Source organism: Dyella sp. AD56 (genome assembly GCF_002878475.1).
Taxonomy (GTDB): Bacteria; Pseudomonadota; Gammaproteobacteria; order Xanthomonadales; family Rhodanobacteraceae; genus Dyella.
Window position 1 is genome coordinate 55,056 of sequence record NZ_NRDP01000039.1, and the last position, 21,376, is coordinate 76,431.

At 61.5% G+C, this 21,376-nt stretch carries 24 protein-coding genes; 9 read left to right on the forward strand and 15 right to left on the reverse strand.

Features of this window, described 5'->3' with window-relative positions; genetic code table 11:
• Window positions 1-156: 156 nt before the first annotated feature.
• The 4 genes from DyAD56_RS22595 (at window position 157) to DyAD56_RS22615 (ending at window position 3,717) form a co-directional block, all read left to right on the forward strand.
• On the forward strand, window positions 157-951 hold the full coding sequence (locus DyAD56_RS22595; protein ID WP_102305082.1) for a hypothetical protein: 795 nt from the start codon (window positions 157-159) through the stop codon (window positions 949-951).
• Between the two features lie 1,198 nt (window positions 952-2,149).
• On the forward strand, window positions 2,150-2,731 hold the full coding sequence (locus DyAD56_RS23760) for a hypothetical protein (RefSeq protein WP_146010601.1): 582 nt from the start codon (window positions 2,150-2,152) through the stop codon (window positions 2,729-2,731).
• Between the two features lie 65 nt (window positions 2,732-2,796).
• A complete protein-coding gene (locus tag DyAD56_RS22610) occupies window positions 2,797-3,219 on the forward strand; it encodes a hypothetical protein (RefSeq protein WP_146010602.1) in 423 nt (140 codons plus the stop codon).
• A 21-nt stretch (window positions 3,220-3,240) separates the two neighbouring features.
• A complete protein-coding gene (locus DyAD56_RS22615; protein ID WP_102305086.1) occupies window positions 3,241-3,717 on the forward strand; it encodes a hypothetical protein in 477 nt (158 codons plus the stop codon).
• A 348-nt stretch (window positions 3,718-4,065) separates the two neighbouring features.
• Here DyAD56_RS22615 and DyAD56_RS22620 read toward each other — a convergent pair whose 3' ends face one another.
• The 3 genes from DyAD56_RS22620 to DyAD56_RS22630 all read right to left on the reverse strand — a co-directional run bounded on the left by DyAD56_RS22620 (window position 4,066) and on the right by DyAD56_RS22630 (window position 6,086).
• Entirely contained in the window at window positions 4,066-4,479 is a 414-nt protein-coding gene (locus DyAD56_RS22620; RefSeq protein ID WP_102305087.1) for a DoxX family protein, read from the reverse strand.
• Window positions 4,480-4,711: 232 nt separating this feature from the next.
• Window positions 4,712-5,698: a zinc-binding dehydrogenase gene (locus tag DyAD56_RS22625; protein WP_102305088.1), complete on the reverse strand. Its 987-nt coding sequence runs from the start codon at window positions 5,696-5,698 to the stop codon at window positions 4,712-4,714.
• Between the two features lie 10 nt (window positions 5,699-5,708).
• Entirely contained in the window at window positions 5,709-6,086 is a 378-nt protein-coding gene (locus DyAD56_RS22630; protein WP_102305089.1) for a nuclear transport factor 2 family protein, read from the reverse strand.
• Window positions 6,087-6,214: 128 nt separating this feature from the next.
• On the opposite strand from DyAD56_RS22630, the gene DyAD56_RS22635 reads away from it, so the two are divergent.
• Window positions 6,215-7,090 carry a LysR family transcriptional regulator gene (locus DyAD56_RS22635; RefSeq protein ID WP_102305090.1) on the forward strand — a complete coding sequence of 292 codons (876 nt, stop codon included), beginning with the start codon at window positions 6,215-6,217 and terminating at the stop codon, window positions 7,088-7,090.
• Between the two features lie 28 nt (window positions 7,091-7,118).
• On the opposite strand, the gene DyAD56_RS22640 is transcribed toward DyAD56_RS22635, so the two are convergent.
• The 11 genes from DyAD56_RS22640 to glp form a co-directional block, all read right to left on the reverse strand.
• The gene (locus DyAD56_RS22640) at window positions 7,119-8,675 is read right to left on the reverse strand and encodes a ThiF family adenylyltransferase (protein WP_102305091.1); all 1,557 of its coding nucleotides are present in this window, start codon (window positions 8,673-8,675) and stop codon (window positions 7,119-7,121) included.
• Entirely contained in the window at window positions 8,672-8,914 is a 243-nt protein-coding gene (locus DyAD56_RS22645) for a MoaD/ThiS family protein (protein WP_102305092.1), read from the reverse strand. The genes DyAD56_RS22640 and DyAD56_RS22645 overlap by 4 nt, the downstream gene beginning before the upstream one ends.
• On the reverse strand, window positions 8,911-9,510 hold the full coding sequence (locus DyAD56_RS22650; RefSeq protein WP_102305093.1) for an NTP transferase domain-containing protein: 600 nt from the start codon (window positions 9,508-9,510) through the stop codon (window positions 8,911-8,913). Before DyAD56_RS22650 ends, DyAD56_RS22645 begins: the two co-directional genes overlap by 4 nt.
• Window positions 9,507-10,001, reverse strand: coding sequence for a cyclic pyranopterin monophosphate synthase MoaC (moaC, locus tag DyAD56_RS22655; protein WP_255409238.1), 495 nt, complete (start codon window positions 9,999-10,001; stop codon window positions 9,507-9,509). The genes DyAD56_RS22650 and moaC overlap by 4 nt, the downstream gene beginning before the upstream one ends.
• A 102-nt stretch (window positions 10,002-10,103) precedes the next feature.
• A complete protein-coding gene (gene moaA, locus DyAD56_RS22660) occupies window positions 10,104-11,150 on the reverse strand; it encodes a GTP 3',8-cyclase MoaA (protein WP_199179092.1) in 1,047 nt (348 codons plus the stop codon).
• Window position 11,151: 1 nt separating this feature from the next.
• Entirely contained in the window at window positions 11,152-12,354 is a 1,203-nt protein-coding gene (locus tag DyAD56_RS22665) for a molybdopterin molybdotransferase MoeA (protein WP_102305095.1), read from the reverse strand.
• Between the two features lie 54 nt (window positions 12,355-12,408).
• Entirely contained in the window at window positions 12,409-13,497 is a 1,089-nt protein-coding gene (modC, locus tag DyAD56_RS22670) for a molybdenum ABC transporter ATP-binding protein (protein WP_199179093.1), read from the reverse strand.
• A complete protein-coding gene (gene modB / locus DyAD56_RS22675) occupies window positions 13,490-14,173 on the reverse strand; it encodes a molybdate ABC transporter permease subunit (RefSeq protein ID WP_102305096.1) in 684 nt (227 codons plus the stop codon). Before modB ends, modC begins: the two co-directional genes overlap by 8 nt.
• Before the next feature lie 9 nt (window positions 14,174-14,182).
• Window positions 14,183-14,962 carry a molybdate ABC transporter substrate-binding protein gene (gene modA, locus DyAD56_RS22680; RefSeq protein ID WP_233202814.1) on the reverse strand — a complete coding sequence of 260 codons (780 nt, stop codon included), beginning with the start codon at window positions 14,960-14,962 and terminating at the stop codon, window positions 14,183-14,185.
• Window positions 14,963-15,019: 57 nt separating this feature from the next.
• Window positions 15,020-15,361 (reverse strand): hypothetical protein, encoded by a 342-nt coding sequence (locus DyAD56_RS22685; protein WP_102305097.1) that lies wholly within the window; start codon window positions 15,359-15,361, stop codon window positions 15,020-15,022.
• Window positions 15,358-16,620, reverse strand: a complete 1,263-nt coding sequence (gene glp, locus DyAD56_RS22690) for a gephyrin-like molybdotransferase Glp (protein ID WP_102305098.1) — start codon at window positions 16,618-16,620, stop codon at window positions 15,358-15,360. Before glp ends, DyAD56_RS22685 begins: the two co-directional genes overlap by 4 nt.
• A gap of 176 nt (window positions 16,621-16,796) precedes the next feature.
• On the opposite strand from glp, the gene fdhD reads away from it, so the two are divergent.
• On the forward strand, window positions 16,797-17,630 hold the full coding sequence (gene fdhD / locus DyAD56_RS22695) for a formate dehydrogenase accessory sulfurtransferase FdhD (RefSeq protein WP_233202815.1): 834 nt from the start codon (window positions 16,797-16,799) through the stop codon (window positions 17,628-17,630).
• Window positions 17,631-17,635: 5 nt separating this feature from the next.
• Here fdhD and DyAD56_RS22700 read toward each other — a convergent pair whose 3' ends face one another.
• Window positions 17,636-18,172 carry a molybdopterin-dependent oxidoreductase gene (locus DyAD56_RS22700; protein ID WP_102305100.1) on the reverse strand — a complete coding sequence of 179 codons (537 nt, stop codon included), beginning with the start codon at window positions 18,170-18,172 and terminating at the stop codon, window positions 17,636-17,638.
• A gap of 217 nt (window positions 18,173-18,389) precedes the next feature.
• On the opposite strand from DyAD56_RS22700, the gene DyAD56_RS22705 reads away from it, so the two are divergent.
• Genes DyAD56_RS22705 through napA form a run of 3 tightly spaced genes read left to right on the forward strand, consistent with a single transcriptional unit; the run spans window position 18,390 to window position 21,371 of the window.
• Entirely contained in the window at window positions 18,390-18,548 is a 159-nt protein-coding gene (locus DyAD56_RS22705) for a nitrate reductase (protein ID WP_102305101.1), read from the forward strand.
• A complete protein-coding gene (locus DyAD56_RS22710) occupies window positions 18,541-18,873 on the forward strand; it encodes a chaperone NapD (protein ID WP_102305102.1) in 333 nt (110 codons plus the stop codon). The genes DyAD56_RS22705 and DyAD56_RS22710 overlap by 8 nt, the downstream gene beginning before the upstream one ends.
• Window positions 18,870-21,371, forward strand: a complete 2,502-nt coding sequence (gene napA, locus DyAD56_RS22715) for a periplasmic nitrate reductase subunit alpha (protein WP_102305103.1) — start codon at window positions 18,870-18,872, stop codon at window positions 21,369-21,371. The genes DyAD56_RS22710 and napA overlap by 4 nt, the downstream gene beginning before the upstream one ends.
• Window positions 21,372-21,376 lie beyond the last annotated feature (5 nt).

Genomic DNA, 21,376 nt, shown 5'->3' on the forward strand with positions numbered 1-21,376 from the left:
GTGCGAAAGTAGACGCCGTCGCGAAGACCTGTGCCGCGAACCAACGGCAAGAAACGATCGCACTCCGGCCCACGCTCAGTCGGTAGCGATTTGAGGGCACGTTGGTTGACAATAAGAAGCACACCGCACCCGCCATCCGGACATTGAAGGGAATCCATGTCAGAGAAAGTTTGCTTCGTAATCGCGCCAATCGGTGAGGCTGAGTCGGACACGAGGAAGCGCTCCGATCAAGTTCTCAAACATGTAATCGCGCCAGCGGCTTTAGCTTGTGGATATAAGGCTATTCGGGCCGATCAAATTTCCGAACCTGGAATGATCACGAGCCAAGTGATTCAACATATCGTTGAAGACCCGCTTGTGATTGCAGACTTGACAGACCGCAACCCAAATGTCTTCTACGAGCTGGCAATTCGGCACGCGATTCGGAAGCCTCTCGTCCAACTCATAAAAAAGGGCGAGCAAATCCCTTTCGATGTCGCAGGCACCAGAACGATTCATGTTGACCATCGCGACTTGGACAGCGTCGAAGAAGCCAAGCGCGAGATCGGCTCGCAGATTCGCGCTCTAGAAAACGACTCTTCTAAGCTGGAAACTCCAATCTCTGTTTCCCTTGATCTTCAAATGTTGAGGCAGAGCGACAACCCCGAACAACGTTCTCTTGCGGATGTTCTTTCCGCTGTCACGGAACTTCGATCCTCGGTATCGGGCATTGAAAAGCGGCTGGAAAATCCCGATTCGCTGATCCCCCTCCCCTTCCTTGCCGAGATGATAGAGCGACGAGACATTCGCTCCAGTCGTACTCGCAGTATGCTGGCAGACCTTCGCCACATGATTCGGGAGCTAACTTCCGAAGACGAGAAGCCAGATTCAAAGAAGTCAAAGACCGATCATCGGGAAATACTTATGCGTATTGAGCATTTGACGAGGATGATCGGCGAGCGCGAGTTCTGAGGCGCCAATCCACCCTCATAGGCATCTACGCAGACACCTCGCGTCGCTATATGTCACCTGTCCCTACATGTGGACTGACAAGTGATTGAAACCACCAGATTTTCTGGCGGCTCCAGGTACTAGCGGGCAAAACCGTGGAGGCTCGAGTCCTCTCCTTGGGCACCGATTATAGAAGAAGCCCGCAGCGATGCGGGCTTTTTCGTTTCTGAGGATTTGCCCGGGCGCTTGGTCCCCGCCAGGTACTCATGCGCGGCCCCTACCCCTCCTCAGGGGCGAGACGTTTCATCTCCGAATGCGTGTTCCTGCATCGCCGGTCCCGTCATCGGCTGCAGCGAGCTAAAGTTCTCTCAACGAGAGCTTGAGTGCCCATCCAAGCCTGGGTCAATCGGCGGTCACCAATAGCCTCCAGGACGCGCGTGGCTGCCGTGTGGCGCAGCGCGTGCGGAACGCGGTCCGTGGCACTCACGCCAGAGGTCCTGCAACCGACGCATGTTGAGCTGCTTGAACGGGCCGACAAGGACGTCCAGGAATGCCCGAAGTGCCTCGAAGTAACGATCAGTGATCGGGATGCAGCGGACGCTCGCTTGGCTCTTGAGCCGCTCGCGCTTCCGCAGGTGAATCTCGCGCGCATGAAGGTGGACGTCCCCCTTGCGTGCATGCTCGCCGTGTCGTGTAGCCTCTCGCGATGTCGAGCGGCTCGTTATCGTGATGGAATGCTTGTTCCGTTGCGCGCAAAGCCGGACGACTAACCACACAAACAATTGAGAGCAGTCCGATTCCTTTTTGCTGAACTGATGAGTTAGAAGAAGCTCAATCGATGGCAGGCATTTGCTATTCGTGCCAACAAAAGGATGTGACTCGTGAGCAACAACTGTGGTTGCCCGGTTTGTCAAAAACGGAGACAACAAGACCTCGCTAGGCGACGTTTCCCCGCATTCGACGCAAAGGCACACGCGAAGCAAGTCCAGGACGCGAACGCCGCAGCGAATGCTGCTTTCCTTCGTGATGATGGAGATGACACTACGCATGCAGGGACGTGTTTGTTGGTGAACAACCAGACAGGCGCCCCTCTAGCCAACTTTCCGTACACAATCGTCCTCGAAGATGGCACGGAAATCAGCGGCGTAACTAATGACTCTGGTTACACGCAGTTGGTACAGACCTCCAATCAGCCACATATAAGGGTCAAGGTCTCGTCATGACCGAACAAACGCACACCGCCGAACTCCCTACGATTGAAAATCAGGCGACAACAACGATTCAGGTTGCTTGTCCATCCGCAGATGAGGTCAATGTGACCTATTCCCCTACGGTTGATAGATCAGGAATAAGCGACAATGCGGAGCTTGTGCTCAGAGAGATTTGTTCTAAGGCATGTATCCGCTCAGCAACAATCAGCAGCGGGGTAAGGAGCGTTGAGTCTCAAGCCAAGGCCATGTATGAGAACGCACAGAAAACGGGTGTCCCTTCTCAGCGCACTCTTTACGGTCACATAGCTGATCGCGTGCTTGACGCATATGAACAGGGCGTTGCACAGCATAAGGACGCAGCCCAAATTCAGGCAGACATGGCTGAGCAAATCAATGCGGCAGGCCCAGGAAACATTTCACACCACATATCGCAAGGTCCAGCCGTGAGCACGTTTGATGTCGCGCCTAGCTCCATTGTTGGTGATGACGCGAAGAAGCGTTTCGTTCGCGAAGTGCTAGCAGACGCAAGGGTTCAGCGCTTTTTCCAACCACCTAACGACCCTGGCTATCATCTGGAGGTAACCAACTAATGATCTTATACGGTCTACTGGCGGTTAGTGTGATTGGCTCGGCTTCGTCAGGTGGCGATTGTCCCATGCATCCGCCACCGCTTGACGTTGCAACCATGCGAGCATCAAAGGACGTCAAGGACATAGTCATTGACCCTTCAAAGCTGTCTGCAAATATGCTGTTGAAGGATGGATCCAGCGTGCGGATCATCAACATGGGTTGTCAGCACTCCGGAAGCGTTGCTCGAAGCTGGGTTATGAATCCTGCATCTCTAAGTGATAGTGCGGCGTGGATTCAGGAAGCCGACAAAATTGCGCGTATTGCTTTCACACCAACCGAGGCCAAGTCATTTGTGGCATGGGCTGCAAAAGGCCAACTCCAGAAACCGGACGATAGCCACTTAGTGCTCGATGGAACCGGCTATGGCGACATGGCGTACTCCATTGAGGTTGAGTCAGCGAGCATGGGCATGGGCGCGTGGTTGACCATCTCGTATGCGTACCCGTGACGAGGGCTAAATTCGAGACCCATGATTGCAACGAGTTTCGTCATCGCGTCCCTGCTTGCAGGCAACAACGCGACTCAATGCACCATGAATCCGTTACCGCTGGCGGTGGATGCCGTTAGGGCGTCCAAGGATGTCAAAAGTTTTGTCGTAGCAAGCCCCAAATCGATGAGCCTCTTGCTCAAGGACGGGACTCTTATACGGGTGGCAAGCATGGGGTGCGTCGACTCTGGAAGCGTGGCTCATATTTGGGTCAATAACCCCCCACCTGCCGAGGATGAAGTGGCGTGGAGAAAACTTTTCATCAGGATCGCTTCGGCCGCGTTCGACCCTATCGATTCAAAGAACTTTGCGGCCTGGTTGCCCTCGGCCAAGTTCACTCGCACAGACAGGTTCATCCTTAGCGCAGGTATTAGCGAGAATGTTGATTTGTCCATTGACGTCGAACCACTGATCGACGAGAGGAGTGCCGAGATAACGATGTCGGTTACCTACCATTGAGGCCGGAATATCAGCCGAAGAAGGCGTAGGTGGTCAGGAGTTCCGCAATGTCCGGGTGTTGCATGGACTGCGTGCTCCTCGGCGCTGGGCACGGTGCCGTAGCCGTAGCCGCCGCACGGCTTACACCGGTGGGCGCCAGTTATAGAAGAAGCCCGCAGCGATGCGGGCTTTTTCGTTTCCGGGATTTGATCAGGCACGTGGCTCCGCCTGGTATGCATGCGCGACTCCCATTCCCACCTCCAAGGTAACCCGGTACACACTGCTACCTGGATTGAGCGCACCTACGTCACGCGGGACAACCCATGCACGGTTACCCCATCATCCCGAGTGAAGCAGTGTCGCTCACCTTCAAGGTGACCGCGGGGGCAACGGTGCTGATACCCGTTTCGCGTCCATGCTGAGCAAACCCGGCCCCACAATCGCCAGCAAGGCAAAGCCGCCCGCCATGGCCACATTCTTCAACAGCATGATCACTTGAGTTTGATCAGCGAACTGGATGTGGAAAATCATCGCCGTCAACAGGCAGTAGCCCGCAAGCAGCGTGGCGACAATGCGCGTTCTATAGCCGACGATGATCAGCAAGCCCGAACTAATCTCAAACAAGATCGTTGGCCACAACAAAGCGCCTGGAACGTGCATGGCTTCCATATAAGCACGTGTAATGGCAGCGTCGCCAATCTTGAACAGGCCAGAAAGAACAAAGATCAGCGACATCAGCACGCGGGACAAGACCATGACATAGGATTGCGTTTTCAGCTTCATGAAAGCGCCCTCACGATGGATTAGATGGTTGGGTCGCCGGTGTAAAGCACCATGACGCGACCGACGTCTGAGCTATTGAGTGCCTATTGATATCGGATGAGTGGCTGCTCGATGGCAGTCACGGTCGTACTATTCGATGAGGGTTGTTCGGCCATCGCACCCCAGGGAAACAAGGCACCGAAGGCTAGTGTTGCTAGCAGGGTACGCACGGTATGTCTCCTTGATGAGTGCGTTAGAGCCGAACGACGAGCTTGCCCAGCGCACGATTGCTTTCGATCAAGCTATGGGCGTGGCGCACGTCGTCGAAGTCGAACGTCCTGGCCAGGAGAGAGGCCATGCGCCCTGTGGCGGTTTCCTTCGCGACCCACGACAACGGTGACTCCGATAGCGGCATGGCCGGCGTGCCAAGCATGCTGCTGGAGAAGGCACTCAGCTTTGTTGCGTCCGGTAGGTCTTGCATCAGATGGAACTGTTCCAGCGCAAGTGAGCCGCCCAGCAGACCGACGACATTCACGGCACCGAATGGCCGCAACGTTTTGATCGTGTCGCGCAGCGTTGATGCACCAACGACCTCGAGTGCCGCATCCACGCCGGCAGGCACTGCATGGCGAACCGCCGCAGCAATCTCGCCGCTGTCAACGATCACCTCATCCGCGCCCACCTCATACAGAAGGCCGGCGTTTTCCTGCATGCGCGTGGTGGCGATCACCGTCAGGCCTCGTGCCTTGGCGTAGGCAACGGCGGCCAAACCTAGCGACGAGGTCGCACCACGAACCAACAAAGTCTGCCCGGCCTGGATCGCCAGACTCTTGTCCAGAGCACCCCATATGGTGAGGTACGCCTCCGGCAATGCGGCGAGTTCTTCCCAGGACAATGACGTGTCACTCAGCGCCACCACGTTGCTGCGCAACACCGTCGCCTGCTCGGCATAGCTGCCGTTGCGGCTGAATTGCATGCCACCCATCGCCGTGGCCACTCGCTGCCCGGCGCGGAACACGCCCGCGGGGTCATGAATGACCTCGCCGACCGCTTCGATGCCTGGCACACGCGGCGTGGTGATGGCGCCCATCTTGCCGGCACGGAGGTAGGTTTCTCCCCGGTTCAAACCAAAAGCGCGTACGCGAATCTTTACTTCATCCGCGGTCGCTTCGGGTGACGGGATATCGCGTAGTTGAAGCGCTTCCGGACCACCGGCCTCTTCAATCACATAGGCCTTCATGGCGATGACCTCAGACGCGCGGCTGGCTGGTGGAGAACAGATAGCGATGGATCTTCCACTCACCTTTTTCTCGCTGGAACACGAATAGCTCGTTGTTGCCCTCAGTCACTTCCATGCCAGTACCGAGAAGGGTCGTGCGACCCGCGGAACTGGTCCGCGCCCACGCCACGTTGCCAGCCTCTTCGATTTCATGAATATCAAAGCGGATGGCAAGCTTGAGGTGAGCGAACACCTGCTCATAGCCAGCACGGACCGCAGTGCGCCCTACCAAGGCGGGAGCGTGCTGGGGCATGAACACGGGCTCATGGCCATACAAGTCGAGAATGGCATCGGTATCGCTCTGGTTGAGTGCTGTTTCGTAACGTTGCAGGACGGTGCGGATGGACATGGGATGAGCTCCACAGTGGCGGGGGAAGCTGGCCTTGGGCCAGCGGGCACACCTACCTTGCCCCCTCCATCACTGGCAGGGAATTCACATCAGGGGTAATTTGCCTATCAAATTTGATAGGAGGCCCAGTGGACCTCAACGCAGTCCAGATGTTCGTTAGCGTGGTGCAAGCCGGCAGCCTGTCGGCCGCCGCTGATCGCCTGGAGATTCCCCTGCCCACGTTGAGCCGCCGGATTCGGGAGCTGGAACGGCAGTTGAAAGTGCAGCTTCTGGAGCGTTCCGTGCGTGGCACCAAGCTCACCGATGTCGGCACGCGGCTGTACGAGCATGCAAGCCGCGGCATCGAAGCATTGGTCGAAGGCGAGCATGCGGTCATGAGCGACCAGGCACGGCTCAAGGGCCGGTTGCGCCTATCGCTGCCACCGACCTTCGAACCATGGTGGGAGTTGATTGCCCGCTTTCAGCAGCGCTATCCCGACATCCGAGTGCACGTGCACACCACCGAGCGGCGCGTCGACCTCATCGAGGATGGCATCGACGTTGCGTTGCGCGTGGGCATCATCACGCATGAAACGATGGTCGCGCGACACGTGATTACCTATCGTCATGTTCTCGTCGCGAGCCCGACACTGGTAGCGCGGCTCGGGCTACCAGATACGCCTAGCGACCTGCATCGATTCCCCTGTGCCGCATGGGGCGTCGATGGTCACGCCCGTGGCACCTGGCACTTGGGCGAACAGCGGATGGATTCCCAGGCCGTGCTGACTGCAAACGACTATGCGCACCTGCGTAGCCGTGCACTTGCGGGTGAAGTAGTCACCGAACTGCCTCCCTTTCTCGCGGCTGCGGCGATCCGGGACGGGCGGCTGATCGCGCTACTGCCAGACCACCTTATGCCTGAGCAGCAAATCAATCTGCTCTATCCCTCGCATCGTCATCCCTCCGCCATCGTCCGCGCGTATCTGGATTTTTGCCGGGAGTACGCGTTGCAACTGCTCGAATGACGATCCCGATCGCCTCGCCATCACATCGTCATCCCACGATGCGCAGCGCGTTGAGTCCTCCTGCCAGCGAGTACGCATGGCGCACGCCTTCGTCACGTAACAACCGCGCAGCGTGCCCGCTGCGACGGCCGCTGGCGCAAACCAGCAGATAGCGACCATCCACGAACTCGCCCGCCCTCTCAGCCACTTGCGCCGAGGGTACGTGCACGGCGGCCACCGGCATCGGATCGCTGATCCGTTCCTCGGCATCCCGCACGTCCACCAACAGGAACCCGGCGGATACGGCATCGTCCAGGCGATCGAACACGAGATCGATATCGTCGTCCTCGACGGCACGCGCGAGTGAGCGGCGCGCGACGTCTACGCATCCGCCATGTTCGGCGCAACCTTGCGCCGCATCGATCGGCAGGTGCTGGATGCTCAGGTCGATCAGGTTCACCAGCGACAAGGAGCCGGCGTTGGGTTGCGGTATTCCCAACAGAACCTTCAAGGCTTCTGTCGCTTGCATGGCTCCGAGCACGCCGGGCACGGGGCCGAGCACACCGGCAAGCGTGCAACTGCCGATCGTTTCCGGTGCCGGCTCCTGTGGCCACAGGCAACGCAGACACGGGGCACCCGGTTTGCCCGAAATAAACTGCAGCTGCCCTTCGTACTGGTAGATGCTGGCGAGGATCAGCGGCGTACCGGTGAGAACCGCCGCATCGCTGCTCAGATAACGGCTGCGCATGTCGTCGGTGCATTCCACCACCAGATCGAACTGGCGGAACACGTCAAGGACATGGCGCGCGTCCAGCGGCTCCTTCCAGAGTTGCACGCGGACCGTGGGATTGAGCGCCGCCACCCGTCGTGCCGCCAGATCAGCCTTGTATTCGCCTACGTCGCGCGCGTCATACATCGTCTGCCGATGCAGGTTGCTGGCGTCCAGCCGGTCGCCATCAACGACACCCAGCATGCCCACACCGGCACCCGCGAGATAGCTGATGACCGGACAACCCAATCCACCCGCACCGATGACCAACACGCGCGATGCCGCCAGCTTGGCCTGCCCCGCTTCGCCGACTTCGCGCAGCCGGACCTGACGCGAGTAGTCGGGAACGAAGGGCTTCGCATGCGCGTGATCATGATGGTGATGCCCATGATGATCTTCGTGCTCGTGTTCGCGATACACGTGCGTGCAGGCCACCCAGTTGGATTCGCCGGTGACGTAGTGCTCTTTCTTCCAGATCGGCAGCCGGTGCTTGATCTCGTCGATGATGTAGCGACAGGCGCGGAATGCCTCATCGCGGTGCGGCGCGGACGCCCCCACCCATACGGCCATGTCGCCGATCTTCAGATCACCCGTGCGATGCACGCAGCGTGCGTCGGTGACGCCATAGCGCGCGATGGCCTCAGCCACGATGCGCTCGCCCTCCGCAATCGCCAGTTCCGCATAGGCTTCGTAAGAGAGGCCATCAACCTCTCGCCCTTCATTGCTATTGCGCACCCAACCTTCGAAGGCACAAAAACCACCGCTGGACGGATGGCGAAGCCGGTCGCGCTGGCTTGCCGCGTCAACCATCGAGTCGAAAAGTTCGAAACGGCTCATCCGCCAGCTACCGGTGGAATGAAGACGACCGTATCACCATCACGCAAGGAACGATCCCAGGCACTGAACTCGGTGTTCACCGCCACCTTAAGCACGTCCGCACCCAACGAGAACCCGTGCGAGGCACGCAATTCCTCATAGAGATCGCGCAATGACACGGCCGAGGTGACGACCTGTTCGCTGGTTTTGCCGGCCTGTTCGCGCAACTGCGCGTAGTACTGAAGGTTGACGACCGTCATGCCGGTGACTCCAAGCGTTGTTGCATGGCTTCCCGTTCTTCGGGGGTATTGACGTTATCCAGCGCGTCGCCAGGTGCGGGAAGCAGCTTGATGGCGGACTGGATCAGTGCCTTGCGCGGGCAATAGCTGCCATCCTGGTAGCGCTGCAGCAGCAAGGCGTGACTAGAGGGCTCCCAGATGGCGCAGAGCGGTTCCGGCAATCCGTCATGACTGCTGGTGAAGGCCGTCGCTACGGCATCCGGATCGCGTGCGTCGATCAATCGCCGCAACGTGCCGCTGTCCAGCAAGGGCAGATCACAGGCGAGCACCAGCCAGGCCGCCTCGGGATGAAGATGCTGCGCGGACAGGATGCCCGCGACAGGGCCGATAGCGTCGTAGCTGTCCACGATTTGAGGCAACCCGGCGCGTAGCGGGTCGTCGCGCTGACTGTCGCGCACGGACAGATAGGCGCGCTCAGTCCCCGCCTTCAGCACACGCCATGCGCGCAATAGTTGTGGCTCACCGCGATAGGCTAGCGCCGCCTTGTCCTGGCGCATGCGCTGGCTGGCACCACCGCTCAGCAGCAGACCATAGAGGGGAGCACGCTGCTCGCTCATACGCTCTCCTCGCCACCGATGTCGTGCTTTCCGCCTGTTTTGGAGATGAGACGCACCTCGCTGATCACGATGTCATGCGACATCGCCTTGCACATGTCGTAGATGGTGAGCGCAGCGATGCTGGCGCCGGTTAGTGCTTCCATCTCCACGCCGGTGCGCCCGCTGCAAGACACGGTGCAATCGATCCAAGCATCCACGCCATCCATGCGGATACCGATATCGCACTTGTCGATGCTGAGCGGATGGCATAGCGGAATCAGTTGCGGCGTCGCCTTGGCGCCCATGACGCCGGCAATCTGCGCCACGGTGAGCACCGCGCCCTTGGGTGTTACGTAGCCGGCTTCGTGAAGGCGCTGTGCAACGTCAGCGGGAAACGTGACCCGTGCGCGTGCACGGGCCGTCCTGCGGGTCACGGCCTTGGCGCCGACGTCGACCATGCGTGGCTGCTGCTGTTCGTCGACGTGGGAAAGCGTGGTGGATATCGCGGTCACATGACACTCCGGGGAGGCGTGAGGAGGATTATCGGCCGGATGCGGGCGGGCAAAATTAAGAAACCGTCTAGAAACCACGATATTCCTGCCCCGCTACGCCGATCAGCCCCCGATATAGTGCATTTCGATCTTGCGGGGCGCCTTGCCATGGTGTTCTGCCCGTTCCTCGCTGTAACGGTCGTGGCGGCGAAGCCACGTATCGCGGAGCAGAGCGGTCAGCTCCGCATCGGTGGCGCCGCCACGCAGGAGCCCGCGCAGGTCGGTGCCACGGGTAGCGAACAGGCACGTGTACAGCATGCCCTCCGAAGACAGGCGAGCTCGCGTGCAGCCGCCGCAGAACGGCTGACTGATGGACGAGATCATGCCGATCTCCCCGGTGCCGTCCTCGAACCGATAGCGTGTCGCTACCTCGCCCGAGTATTTCGGCGGCACGGCGCGCAGCGGCCAACGCACATGAATCCGCTGCACCAGCTCTGCCGAAGGCACCACGGCCTCTGGGCTCCAGTCGTTGCGGTTGCCCACGTCCATATATTCAATGAAGCGCACGACGATACCGCTGCCGCGAAAGCGTTCGACCAGATCGACCACCGTGTGCTCGTTGACCCCACGCTGCACCACAGTGTTGAGCTTCACGCCGTGCGGGAAACCGGCGTCCCGCGCCGCCTCGATACCTGCCAGCACGTCGTCCAGTGCACCGCGTCCGCCGCTCATGCGATGGAACAGCGCGGGATCAAGCGTGTCCAGGCTGATGGTGACGCGGTCCAGGCCCGCCTCGCGCAACTCACCCGCATGCCGCGACAACAGCACGCAGTTGGTGGTCAGGGCCAGGTCGTTGATGCCGTCGATCCGACGCAGCCGCGCGACGAGATCGGCCAGATGCGGCCGCAACAGGGGCTCGCCGCCGGTCAAGCGCAACTTGCTGACGCCTTGTGCTGCAGCCAGCCGGCAGAGGCGTTCGATCTCGTCAAAGCTCAGGCGTTCGTCGTTACGCAGGAAGGCGAAGTGTTCGCCATAGGTCGACTCCGGCATGCAATACGGGCATCGAAAGTTGCAACGGTCCATCACCGAGATGCGCAAATCGTGCAGTGGCCGACCCAGTTGGTCGACCGGCAACACGGCAGTCTCGTCGCGGGCATCCATTGCGTTCATCTCACCACCGGTAAAACGGCGCCACCGTGCCGGCAGGCGCCTTGCCCTGCCCCGGTGGCAACTGCACGAATCCCTGCGTGCGCGGCAGGGACGAAAAATCACCCGAGGTACGTGAAGGTACCGGGTAGGCCGTCAGGCGCCCCTGCACATCGGTTTGTACGCGCGCGGGCACAAAGCTCGCCAGCGTCGGATTGATATCCACCGCCTCATCCAAGCAAACGTATTCAGGCGCCGTCACCGACGCCCCTTGCGCGGCACGCAGAGCCGGGCGCGCATAGCGCGTGGCGCACACCAGCGCGGAAACCGGGTTGCCAGGCAAGGCGAATACGGCCTGCCCGCGCGGACCGATGCCAAACCACATCGGCTTGCCGGGCTTTTGCGCAATGCGGTGGAACACCTTGCGTACGCCGGCTGCGGCCAACGCGGCTGGCACGTAATCGCGCTGCCCCATGGACACGCCACCGGAAAGCAGCAGCACATCGTGCCGTTCCAGCAGATCGGCAATGCGCGCCCGCGTGGCGGCTTCATCGTCGACGATATGCTCCAGGGTGACGCGGCCGAAACCGTCCAGCCGCAACGCCGCGCGGACGGCCGTATCGTTGGAACGGCGGATCTGCCCTTCGCCCAACGACGCATCGACCTCCACCAACTCATCGCCAGTCGACACGATGGCGACCGACGGCACCGCCGCCACGTCAACCATACCTACGCCATTGGCCGCCAGCAGGGCCATTTCCGCAGGCCCCAGGTGCATGCCGGGCGAGAGCAACAACGTGCCCTGCACGCAATCCGAGCCACGCCGATGAATGAACTGCCCCGCTACGGGCCGGCAGTCGTCGGATAGCGCATAACTGTCGCCATCGCGGCGCAACTGCTCCACCGGGATGACGCAATCGGCACCGGTAGGCAGCATGGCACCCGTCGTTACGTCGAGACAGGCCTCGTCACTGGTCAGCGACTGCATCCGCATGCCGGCCATTTGCGCGCCCGCCACGCGCAACCGACGCGGCAGGGCAGCGGACCAGTGCACGGCGATACCGTCCATCATCACGCGATCAAACGGCGGATGGTCGTGCTCAGCGTGCACGGCCTGTCGAAGTACCCGCCCTACTGCATCGCCCAAAGGCACGCGCTCACTGCCAAACGAGGGCATATGTTCGGCGATCAAGGCTTCCGCCTGACTGACGCTGATCAAGTCGCTCATGGTTCCCATCGGGCAAGGAAGAATGGCTTCACGCCGCTGAGCATACCGCGGCCGTCAAAGCCCCAGCGCAACGGCTTTCACTTGCGCCCATACCTCGCCACCTGGCCGCAGCTCCAGGTCATGCCAGGAACGACGCGTAATGCGGGCCAGCAAGGTGCTCCCGCCGGCATCAAGCTGCACGAGCACCTGGGAGGGATGATCCGCATCGGCCACGGCGACGATCCGGCAAGGCAGCTGGTTGAGCGCACTCGTTCCTTCCTGTGGAGCCTTGGTCAGCACCACATCGCGCGCACCGATGCGGCAACGTAACCGCTGGCCTACGCTTTCGTGGCGATAGGGTAACCAAAGCCGGCCACCAGCGAACTCCAGCGCAATCAACTGATCGTGCGCGTCGTAGTCGACTACCTGCCCGTCGATCACCGCACCCACCGCTTCGCCCAAAGCCGGAGGCAGGTCCAGTCGGGTCAGTGTTTCCTGCAGACTGCCTTGCGCCACCACGTGCCCAGCCTCCATCAGAACAAGATGGTCGGCCAGCCGGGCTACTTCATCCACGTTGTGGCTTACATAGACCACGGGCACCTTGAGCGTAGCGTGCAGCGATTCCAGGCAACCCATCAGATCGCTGCGCGCTGCAACATCCAGGGCGGACAACGGCTCGTCGAATAGCAGCAACGCAGGATCGGACAGCAGCGCCTGCACCATCGATACACGCTGGCGCTCTCCGCCGGACAGGTTATCGACACGGCGCTCCAGCAAGGGGCGCAAACCGAAACGGTCGATCAGTCCGTCGCGATCCAGATGCGCTGGCCGCCCCGCGCGGCGGTAGCCAAAATCCAGGTTGCCGATGACCGAGCGGTGGGTAAACAGGCTCGGCTCCTGGAACACATAGCCAATGCGGCGCCGATGCGGGGGCACGAACACGCGGTGCAAGCTGTTCTGCCAGACATCCGAACCGAAACTCACCCGGCCAGAGGCCTTTTGCTCCAGGCCAGCGATGGCACGGAGGCAACTGGTCTTGCCTGCGCCAGAGGGGCCAAACAACGCGGTGATGCCCTGGGCCGGCAGGCTCAGATCGATATCGAACGCCAGCGCACCACGGCGCCAGGCGAGCTTGGCTTCCAACCCGTGCGGCGAGTCAGTCACGCGCCGGCCTGCGGGTGCGCAACAGCGACATGGCGAGCAAGGCCGCGAACGACACCACCAGCAAGCACAGTGACAACACGTTGGCCTGATGGTATTCGCCCGCCTGCACATGATCGTAGATGCGCATGGAGAGCACGCGCGTCTGCCCCGGGATGTTTCCGCCAATCATCAGCACCACACCAAACTCGCCCACGGTGTGGGCAAAGCCAAGCACGGCCGCGGTGAGCACGCCCGGCAGGGCCAGTGGCAAGGCAATGCTGAAGAAGCGATCCAGCGGCCCGGCACGCAGACAGGCCGCCACTTCCAGCGGGCGGTTACCCACGGCCTCGAAGGCGTTTTGCAAGGGCTGCACTACGAACGGCAACGAATACAGCATAGAGGCCACCACCAGCCCCTTGAACGTGAACGGCAATGCGGCCAGCCCCAGCGCCGCCATGGCCCGCCCCACCGCACCATCGGGGCCCAGCAACATCAACAGATAGAAGCCCAGCACAGTGGGCGGCAGCACCAGCGGCAGGGCCACCACGGCGGCGATAGGGCGCCGCCAACGCGAATGCGTGTGCGCCAGCCACCACGCGAGCGGCAGGCCAAGCAACAGCAGAAGCACGGTCACCGTCGTCGCCAATCGCAACGTCAGCCCCAGCGCTTCGATATCCGCATCCGTCAGCAAGGCCATGAACGTCGCTCAGTGCGCACCGTCTTCCGGCAAGTTGAAACCGTAGCGCGAAAGAATGGCCTTGGCTGGCGCGCCCTGCACGTAGCTCGCGAAATCCCGGGCGAGCGGGCTATCCGCGCCATGCTTGGTCAGCACAAAGCTTTGCTTCAGCGGCTCGTAGAGCGATGCCGGCACCGGCTCAGACGTACCCTTGACCGGCGCGTTGATCACCAGCGACTCGGCCACTAGCCCCACCTGCGCGTTGCCGCTCTGTGCGAACTGCGCGGTCTGGGCAATGTTGTCGCCGAATACCAGCCGCGACTGCACCTTGTCCCACACGCCCGCCGCGCGCAGCGCTTGCTCGGCGCGCTTGCCGTAGGGCGCATGCTGCGGGTTGGCGATGGCGATGCGCCCGAAGCGAGGCTGCGCCAAGTCGGCCACCTGCACACCGCGCATGTCGATGCTCGCGCTCCACATCACCAGGTGGCCAAACGCATAAGGCACCGGCGTGCCACCTGCCTTGCCGTGTTCCACCAGTTGCTGCGGATAGTTGCTGTCCGCCGAGAAGAAAATCTCGAACGGCGCACCCTGCTCGATCTGGGTCAACAGGTTTCCCGAGGAACCATAAACCACATCGATGCGACTATCAGGATGGTCATGACGATAGGCTGCCACGACGTCGTCGAGTGCCTGGTGCAGGTCGGCCGCCGCTGCCACCGTGATGTGATTGTCGGCGGACGCGGCCATCGATGCCGACGCAAACACCGCCCCCATGGCTAGCAGGCCTTGTAACAGCCGACGCATCATCATCGTGTCACTCCTATCGCCAAGTCAGTCGCAGGATTTCAGGGTAATGCACCGGCACGTCTACTTGGTGCGACGATGACGCACGCTGTCGCGCACATCCACGTCAAACAGCAATTCCAGTGGTTCACCATCGCCACTTTCCAGTTCGAAAGTCAGGCCCTCACGGGAAGGCAACGTGCCTGCGTACGCACGCAGGGCGTCTTCTGGCAGATCGATTGACCAAGCGCCCGCAAGGCCACTGAAGCGAGCCGCTGCGCCGGCTACGGCCCGCAACGTGCACGACAGCGACATGTCGCGGGTAAAGCGCGTACTGGAAACGACGGGTTGCCCCACCAGCAGGCTGGCCAGCTCCACCTCGCCGATGCGTACGCGCAGGCTCTGCCCTTCGATCTGCAATTTCATGATCCGACTCCTGATTGATCCGTCCCGGTGAGCAGCGGCTCGTCGGGATGCAGGCTGGCCACGATGACCCGTGAGCCCGCCACGGCGTCGCCCGCATCCTCCGGCAGGACCACCCACGCGCCTGCCTGAGCGAATGGCTGAATGCGGAATGGCTGCTGCTGGGCAAGTACCTGTGCGTGGAGCTGCCCTGTCTCGTCCTGGGTCACGGTGGCCCGCAGGAAATGGCGCAAACCTGACTTGGGCTGCAGCGGTGTATCGAGCATGGCATGCCAGGTCGGCTCGGCGGCTTGTCCACGCATGGCGCGCAATACGGGCGCGATGAAAAAACGCAGCCCTACCGCCACAGCCATGGGCGTGCCCGGCAAGGCGAACACCAGCACATCGTCCAGCGCCGCCGCCAGTTGCGGTTTACCAGGGCGAATGGCGACATTGTGGAACAGCATGCGTGCACCGAGTTCCACCAGCGCATCGGGTACGAAGTCGTAGCGCCCCATCGATACGGCGCCCGTGCTGACGATCAGGTCCACTCCCACGCGGCGTGCGCGCTGCACTGCATCGATGAAGGTCTGCCCGGTGTCGTCGACCGTTTCACACGACAGCACGCTGGCCTCCAAGGAGGCAAAAGCGGCGGCAAGGTAAGGGCCGTTGGACGCGTAGATCTCTCCATCGCCGAGCGGTTGCGCAGGGTCCACCTGCAGCTCTTTGCCGGTGCAGATGATGGCTACCCGTACCGTGCGCACCACCTCGACACTGGCGATGCCCAGTGCGGCGAACAGCATCACGTGACTGGCCGCGATGCGGGTGCCAGCGCGAACGACCACCGCACCTTTCGCCACGTCACTGCCGGCATAACGGACATTTGCCGCCGGCGTCACCGTATCAAGCAGGCGGATGCGCGCGGGCGAGCCGTCACTCCGCCGCTCCAGCAGTTCCGTGCGCTCCACCGGAACCACCGTATCCAGCCCGGCGGGAAGACGTGCCCCGGTCATGATCTCCCAGGCCATGCCTGCCGATACGCGCCACGCATCACCCGCAGCCTGCGAGCCCTGGACCGGATGCTCGGAACCCGCCGCGAGCGATTGCGGCGCATGCAGTGCATAACCGTCCATCGCCGAATGATCGAATGACGGCAAGTCCATCGGACTCACCACGTCACGGGCCAACACTTTTCCCAGCGCTTCGCCCACCCGGCACGAAACCGCCTCGAGCCGCCGGGCATGTCGCAGCAGCTGATGAAGGGCTTCGTCGTAAGCAATCATCCGGAGTCGTGGCCTGTATCGTCGCGCGGGTGGCAGCCCGCCCCGACATGCTCTGCGTGAGGACTGCGGTATGCAAGCTGCCAACCTACATTGATACGATGCATGCCGTCGACCGGCCCTGTCCGAGTCGGGCCACTACGCGACCGTTTGCCGCCGCAGCCGCAGGAGAACCACCCGTGCCCGAGCGCGAAGAGATATCTCCAGGCGTTGCCGTCCGCGCCGTCGACCGCTGGCGGAATGGTGTGTCATCGCACGAGGAAGACCTCATCGCCGAGGAAATCCCCATCGCGATGGTCTACAACGGGGCGACCTTCGCAGTGATGATGGCCTCGCCGCATGACCTGGACGACTTTGCCCTGGGTTTCTCGCTGACCGAGCGCTTGATCAACGACGCGTCCCAATTGCTGCAGTTGGAGACGCATGCCCTGCTCGAAGGCATCGAGCTGGCGATACAGGTCACCGACAATGCACCGGGCGCTCACCTGGACAAGGAAAGGGAACGCCTGTTGCCGGGCCGCAGCGGCTGCGGCATCTGCGGCACGCGCGACCTGGAGAACGCCGTGCGCCACGATGGTGCCGTCGGCAACGGCCCCACGGTATCCCGTGATGCGCTCGAACTGGCATTGCGCGAACTCAAGGCACGTCAGCCGATGAACCTCGCCACCGGCGCCGTACACGCGGCAGCCTGGGCCGATGCCTCAGGCCGGATTCTTCACGTCCGCGAAGATGTCGGCCGCCACAACGCGCTGGACAAGCTGATCGGTGCCATCCATCGCGCCAGCGTCGACGTGGACTCCGGCTTTGCCTTGGTCACCAGCCGCGCGAGCTACGAGATGGTGACCAAGGCCGCAAGCGCAGGCATCACCATGCTCGCCGCCATTTCCGCTCCCACGGCGCTAGCCGTGGAGCTTGCCCGCAGTGCCGGCATCACTCTGATCGGCTTTGCCCGGCCCGGCAGCCATAACGTCTATACGCATCCGGGCCGGCTGCTGTCTGCAGCGTCCGACTAGGGCGCTCACGGACGGCTGGTGGTACCGCCATCCACCACTTCGATGGTCGTGACATTGCGCACCCAGCGCGCGGGTCGCTTGTCGCCAGGAACGAGCAGGCGGAACGGCCCGTCCTTGTCCAGCGGCTTGCCGTCGCGCGTATCCACCAGCAGTACCTGCGTGTGCCCCAGGGTCGGATCGAGGTCGGAGAGCCCGAACACCACCTGGTACTGATCACCCGCCGTGATGCGAACGAAGGAGGCCAGCGCCTTCCCGCGCAGCGGCTTGTCCAGCGACACACCCGCTTTCGCCAGCACGTCCTCCAACTTCACGCCACGCCACTGGCTGGCGGGCTCGTCATGGGCCGATGCGGTCACTTCTTCGTGAGGCATGCCAGCCAAAGTGCTGGCGTCCAGGTTCAACGGGGGCTTTCCATCCGCCAACACTTTCACGCCAGCCGGCGCGCTAGCCGCGGGTGCATCCGCGGCGCTTGCCGTGAACGCCAGACAGGCGGCGAGCATCAAGCTCCCGCAAAAGTACTTAGTCGACAACCTCGTTGCCATGCACTGCTCCAATTTTATTTGTAAGGAGGATTCACACCGCTTTCACCGCGAGTCAAAGCGGTGGTGCTTAAAATTGGACGAGTTTGCGTCCAAGCATGCTTTATAGGCCATCGCCAACAACGATGGTCGAGCTGATCCAGGTCAGCAGCCCCGGGGAAACGTCGTTCTAGTTTAAGCGCAGATGTGGATAAAGCCGTCCCGCTAAGACGAGGTGCGCATGGAGCCGTCAACGAACATAAGCACGCGCAAGCAGGAACGCACCACGTTCCTGCTGCTGCTCGTGCTGTTTCCCGTGCTGTCGGTCATGTTCATCGCCGCCTTCGGTTTCACCGTGTGGTTCTGGCAGATGTTCGTGAGCGGACCGCCTCATGTCTAACGTTCATGCATCCCTCCAAGGGAACGACGCGAAGGACGAATACCACATCTCCAGCCTGGTGGTGCTGCATCGACCCGATGCCGCCAGCACACTGAAGGCCTTCATCGAGCTTCACCCCGAATTGGACATCGCCGTGCAAGGCGACTGTCGATGCGTGATGGTGTGCGAAACCGACAGCCAGCGCGCCGTGATGGACCACATCGACGCACTGGAAGCGCTGCCTGGCGTCATCAACGTATCGCCGATCTACCACCATGTGGAACCCCGCGCCGTCATGGACGACGTAGTGCAAATCGACGCAAGATCCCAAGGAGCCGACGCATGACACTCACCCTGACGCGACGGGAATTTATCCGTAACTCGGCCGTTGCGGTGGCCGCGAACGTGGCAGGGCTGGCCCTGCCCGCCAGCGCCACCAACGTGCTGCTCGAAGGGGACATGACCCAGCTCAAGTGGAGCAAGGCCCCCTGCCGCTTCTGCGGCACCGGCTGCGGTGTCAACGTAGCGGTGAAGGATGGCCGCGTGGTGGCCACGCATGGCGACCAGCTTTCCGAGGTCAACCGCGGTATCAACTGCGTGAAGGGCTACTTCCTCTCCAAGATCATGTACGGCGCCGACCGTCTCACCGCGCCTCTGCTGCGCAAGAAGGACGGTGTCTACGCGAAGGACGGCACCTTCACCGAGGTCTCCTGGGATGAAGCCTTCGATGTGATGGCCGCGCAATTCAAGCGCGTGCTGAAGGAGAAGGGGCCGGAATACGTGGGCATGTTTGGCTCCGGCCAGTGGACGGTGTGGGAGGGCTACGCTGCCAACAAGCTGCTCAAAGGCGGATTCCGCAGCAATACGCTCGACCCGAACGCACGCCATTGCATGGCCTCCGCCGTGATGGGCTTCATGCGTACTTTCGGCATGGACGAGCCGATGGGTTGCTACGACGACATCGAAGCCACCGACGCCTTCGTGCTGTGGGGTTCGAACATGGCGGAGATGCATCCGATCCTATGGACACGCGTCACCGATCGCCGCCTGTCCAATCCCAACGTGAAGGTGGCGGTACTGTCCACGTTCGAGCATCGCAGCTTCGAGTTGGCGGACATCCCCATCGTATTCACGCCGCAGACGGACCTGGTGATCCTCAACTACATAGCCAATCACATCATCCAGACCGGGCGGGTCAACAAGGACTTCGTCAACAAGCACACCACGTTCAAGCGCGGCGTCACCGATATCGGCTATGGCCTGCGCCCGGACAATCCGCTGGAAGAAAAGGCCAAGAACGCCAAGGACCCGAACGCCAGCGAGCCCATCGACTTCGAGCAGTTCGCCGCCTTCGTCAAGCCGTACACGCTGGAAAAAGCCGTCGAGATGACCGGCGTGGAAAAAGGCTGGCTGGAAAAGGTCGCCGAACTCTACGCCGACCCGAACACCAAGGTCGTGTCGTTCTGGACCATGGGCTTCAATCAGCACACACGCGGCGTGTGGGCCAACAACATGGTCTACAACCTGCACCTGCTCACCGGCAAGATTTCCACGCCGGGCAACAGCCCATTCTCGCTGACGGGACAACCCTCCGCCTGCGGCACGGCACGCGAGGTGGGCGTATTTAGTCATCGCCTGCCTGCCGACATGGTGGTGACCAACCCGGAACATCGCAAACACGCGGAAGAGATCTGGAAGATCCCGCACGGCATCATCCAACCCAAGCCTGGCTACCATGCTGTGCAGCAGAACCGCATGCTGCGCGACGGCAAGCTCAACGCCTATTGGGTGCTTTGCAATAACAACGTGCAGGCCGGCGCGAATCTGATGCAGGAGACGTACCTGGGCTATCGCGATCCACGCAACTTCGTCGTTGTGTCGGACGCCTACCCCACCGTCACCGCGCAATCGGCAGATCTCATCCTTCCCGCCGCCATGTGGGTGGAAAAAGAAGGCGCTTATGGCAATGCCGAGCGCCGCACGCAGTTCTGGCACCAGTTAGTGAAGGCGCCGGGACAGGCGCGCTCAGATCTGTGGCAGCTTATGGAATTCTCCAAACGCTTCACCACCGACGAATGCTGGCCGGCGGAGATCCTTGCCGCCCATCCGCCATTCAAGGGCAAGACACTGTTCGAGGTGCTGTTCAAGAACGGCAACGTCGACAAGTTCCCCACGTCGGAGATGGAGGCGGGCTACGACAACGACGAAGCCGCCGCTTTCGGTTTCTACGTGCAAAAAGGCCTGTTCGAGGAATACGCCACGTTCGGCCGTGGCCACGGTCACGACCTTGCGCCGTTCGACGATTACCACAAGGCGCACGGCTTGCGCTGGCCGGTGGTCGACGGCAAAGAAACGCGTTGGCGTTATCGCGAAGGCTCCGACCCGTACGTGAAGGCCGGCACGGAGTTCCAGTTCTACGGCAACCCCGACGGACGCGCGGTGATCTGGGCCCTACCCTACGAACCACCTGCCGAAATACCCGACAAGGAATTCGACCTGTGGCTGTCCACGGGCCGTGTGCTGGAACACTGGCATTCGGGTTCGATGACCATGCGCGTGCCGGAGCTTTACCGCTCGTTCCCGGAAGCCGTGGTGTTCATGAACCCGGACGATGCGCGCTTACGCGGACTCAAGCGCGGCGACGAAGTGAAGGTGGTCTCGCGCCGTGGCGAAATGCGTTCGCGCGTGGAAACGCGCGGCCGTAACCGTCCGCCCCAAGGCCTGGTGTTCGTTCCGTGGTTCGACGCTGGCCAGTTGATCAACAAAGTCACGCTGGACGCGACCGATCCGATCTCCAAGCAGACCGACTACAAAAAGTGTGCGGTCAAGGTCGTGGCTGTCTAGGAGAG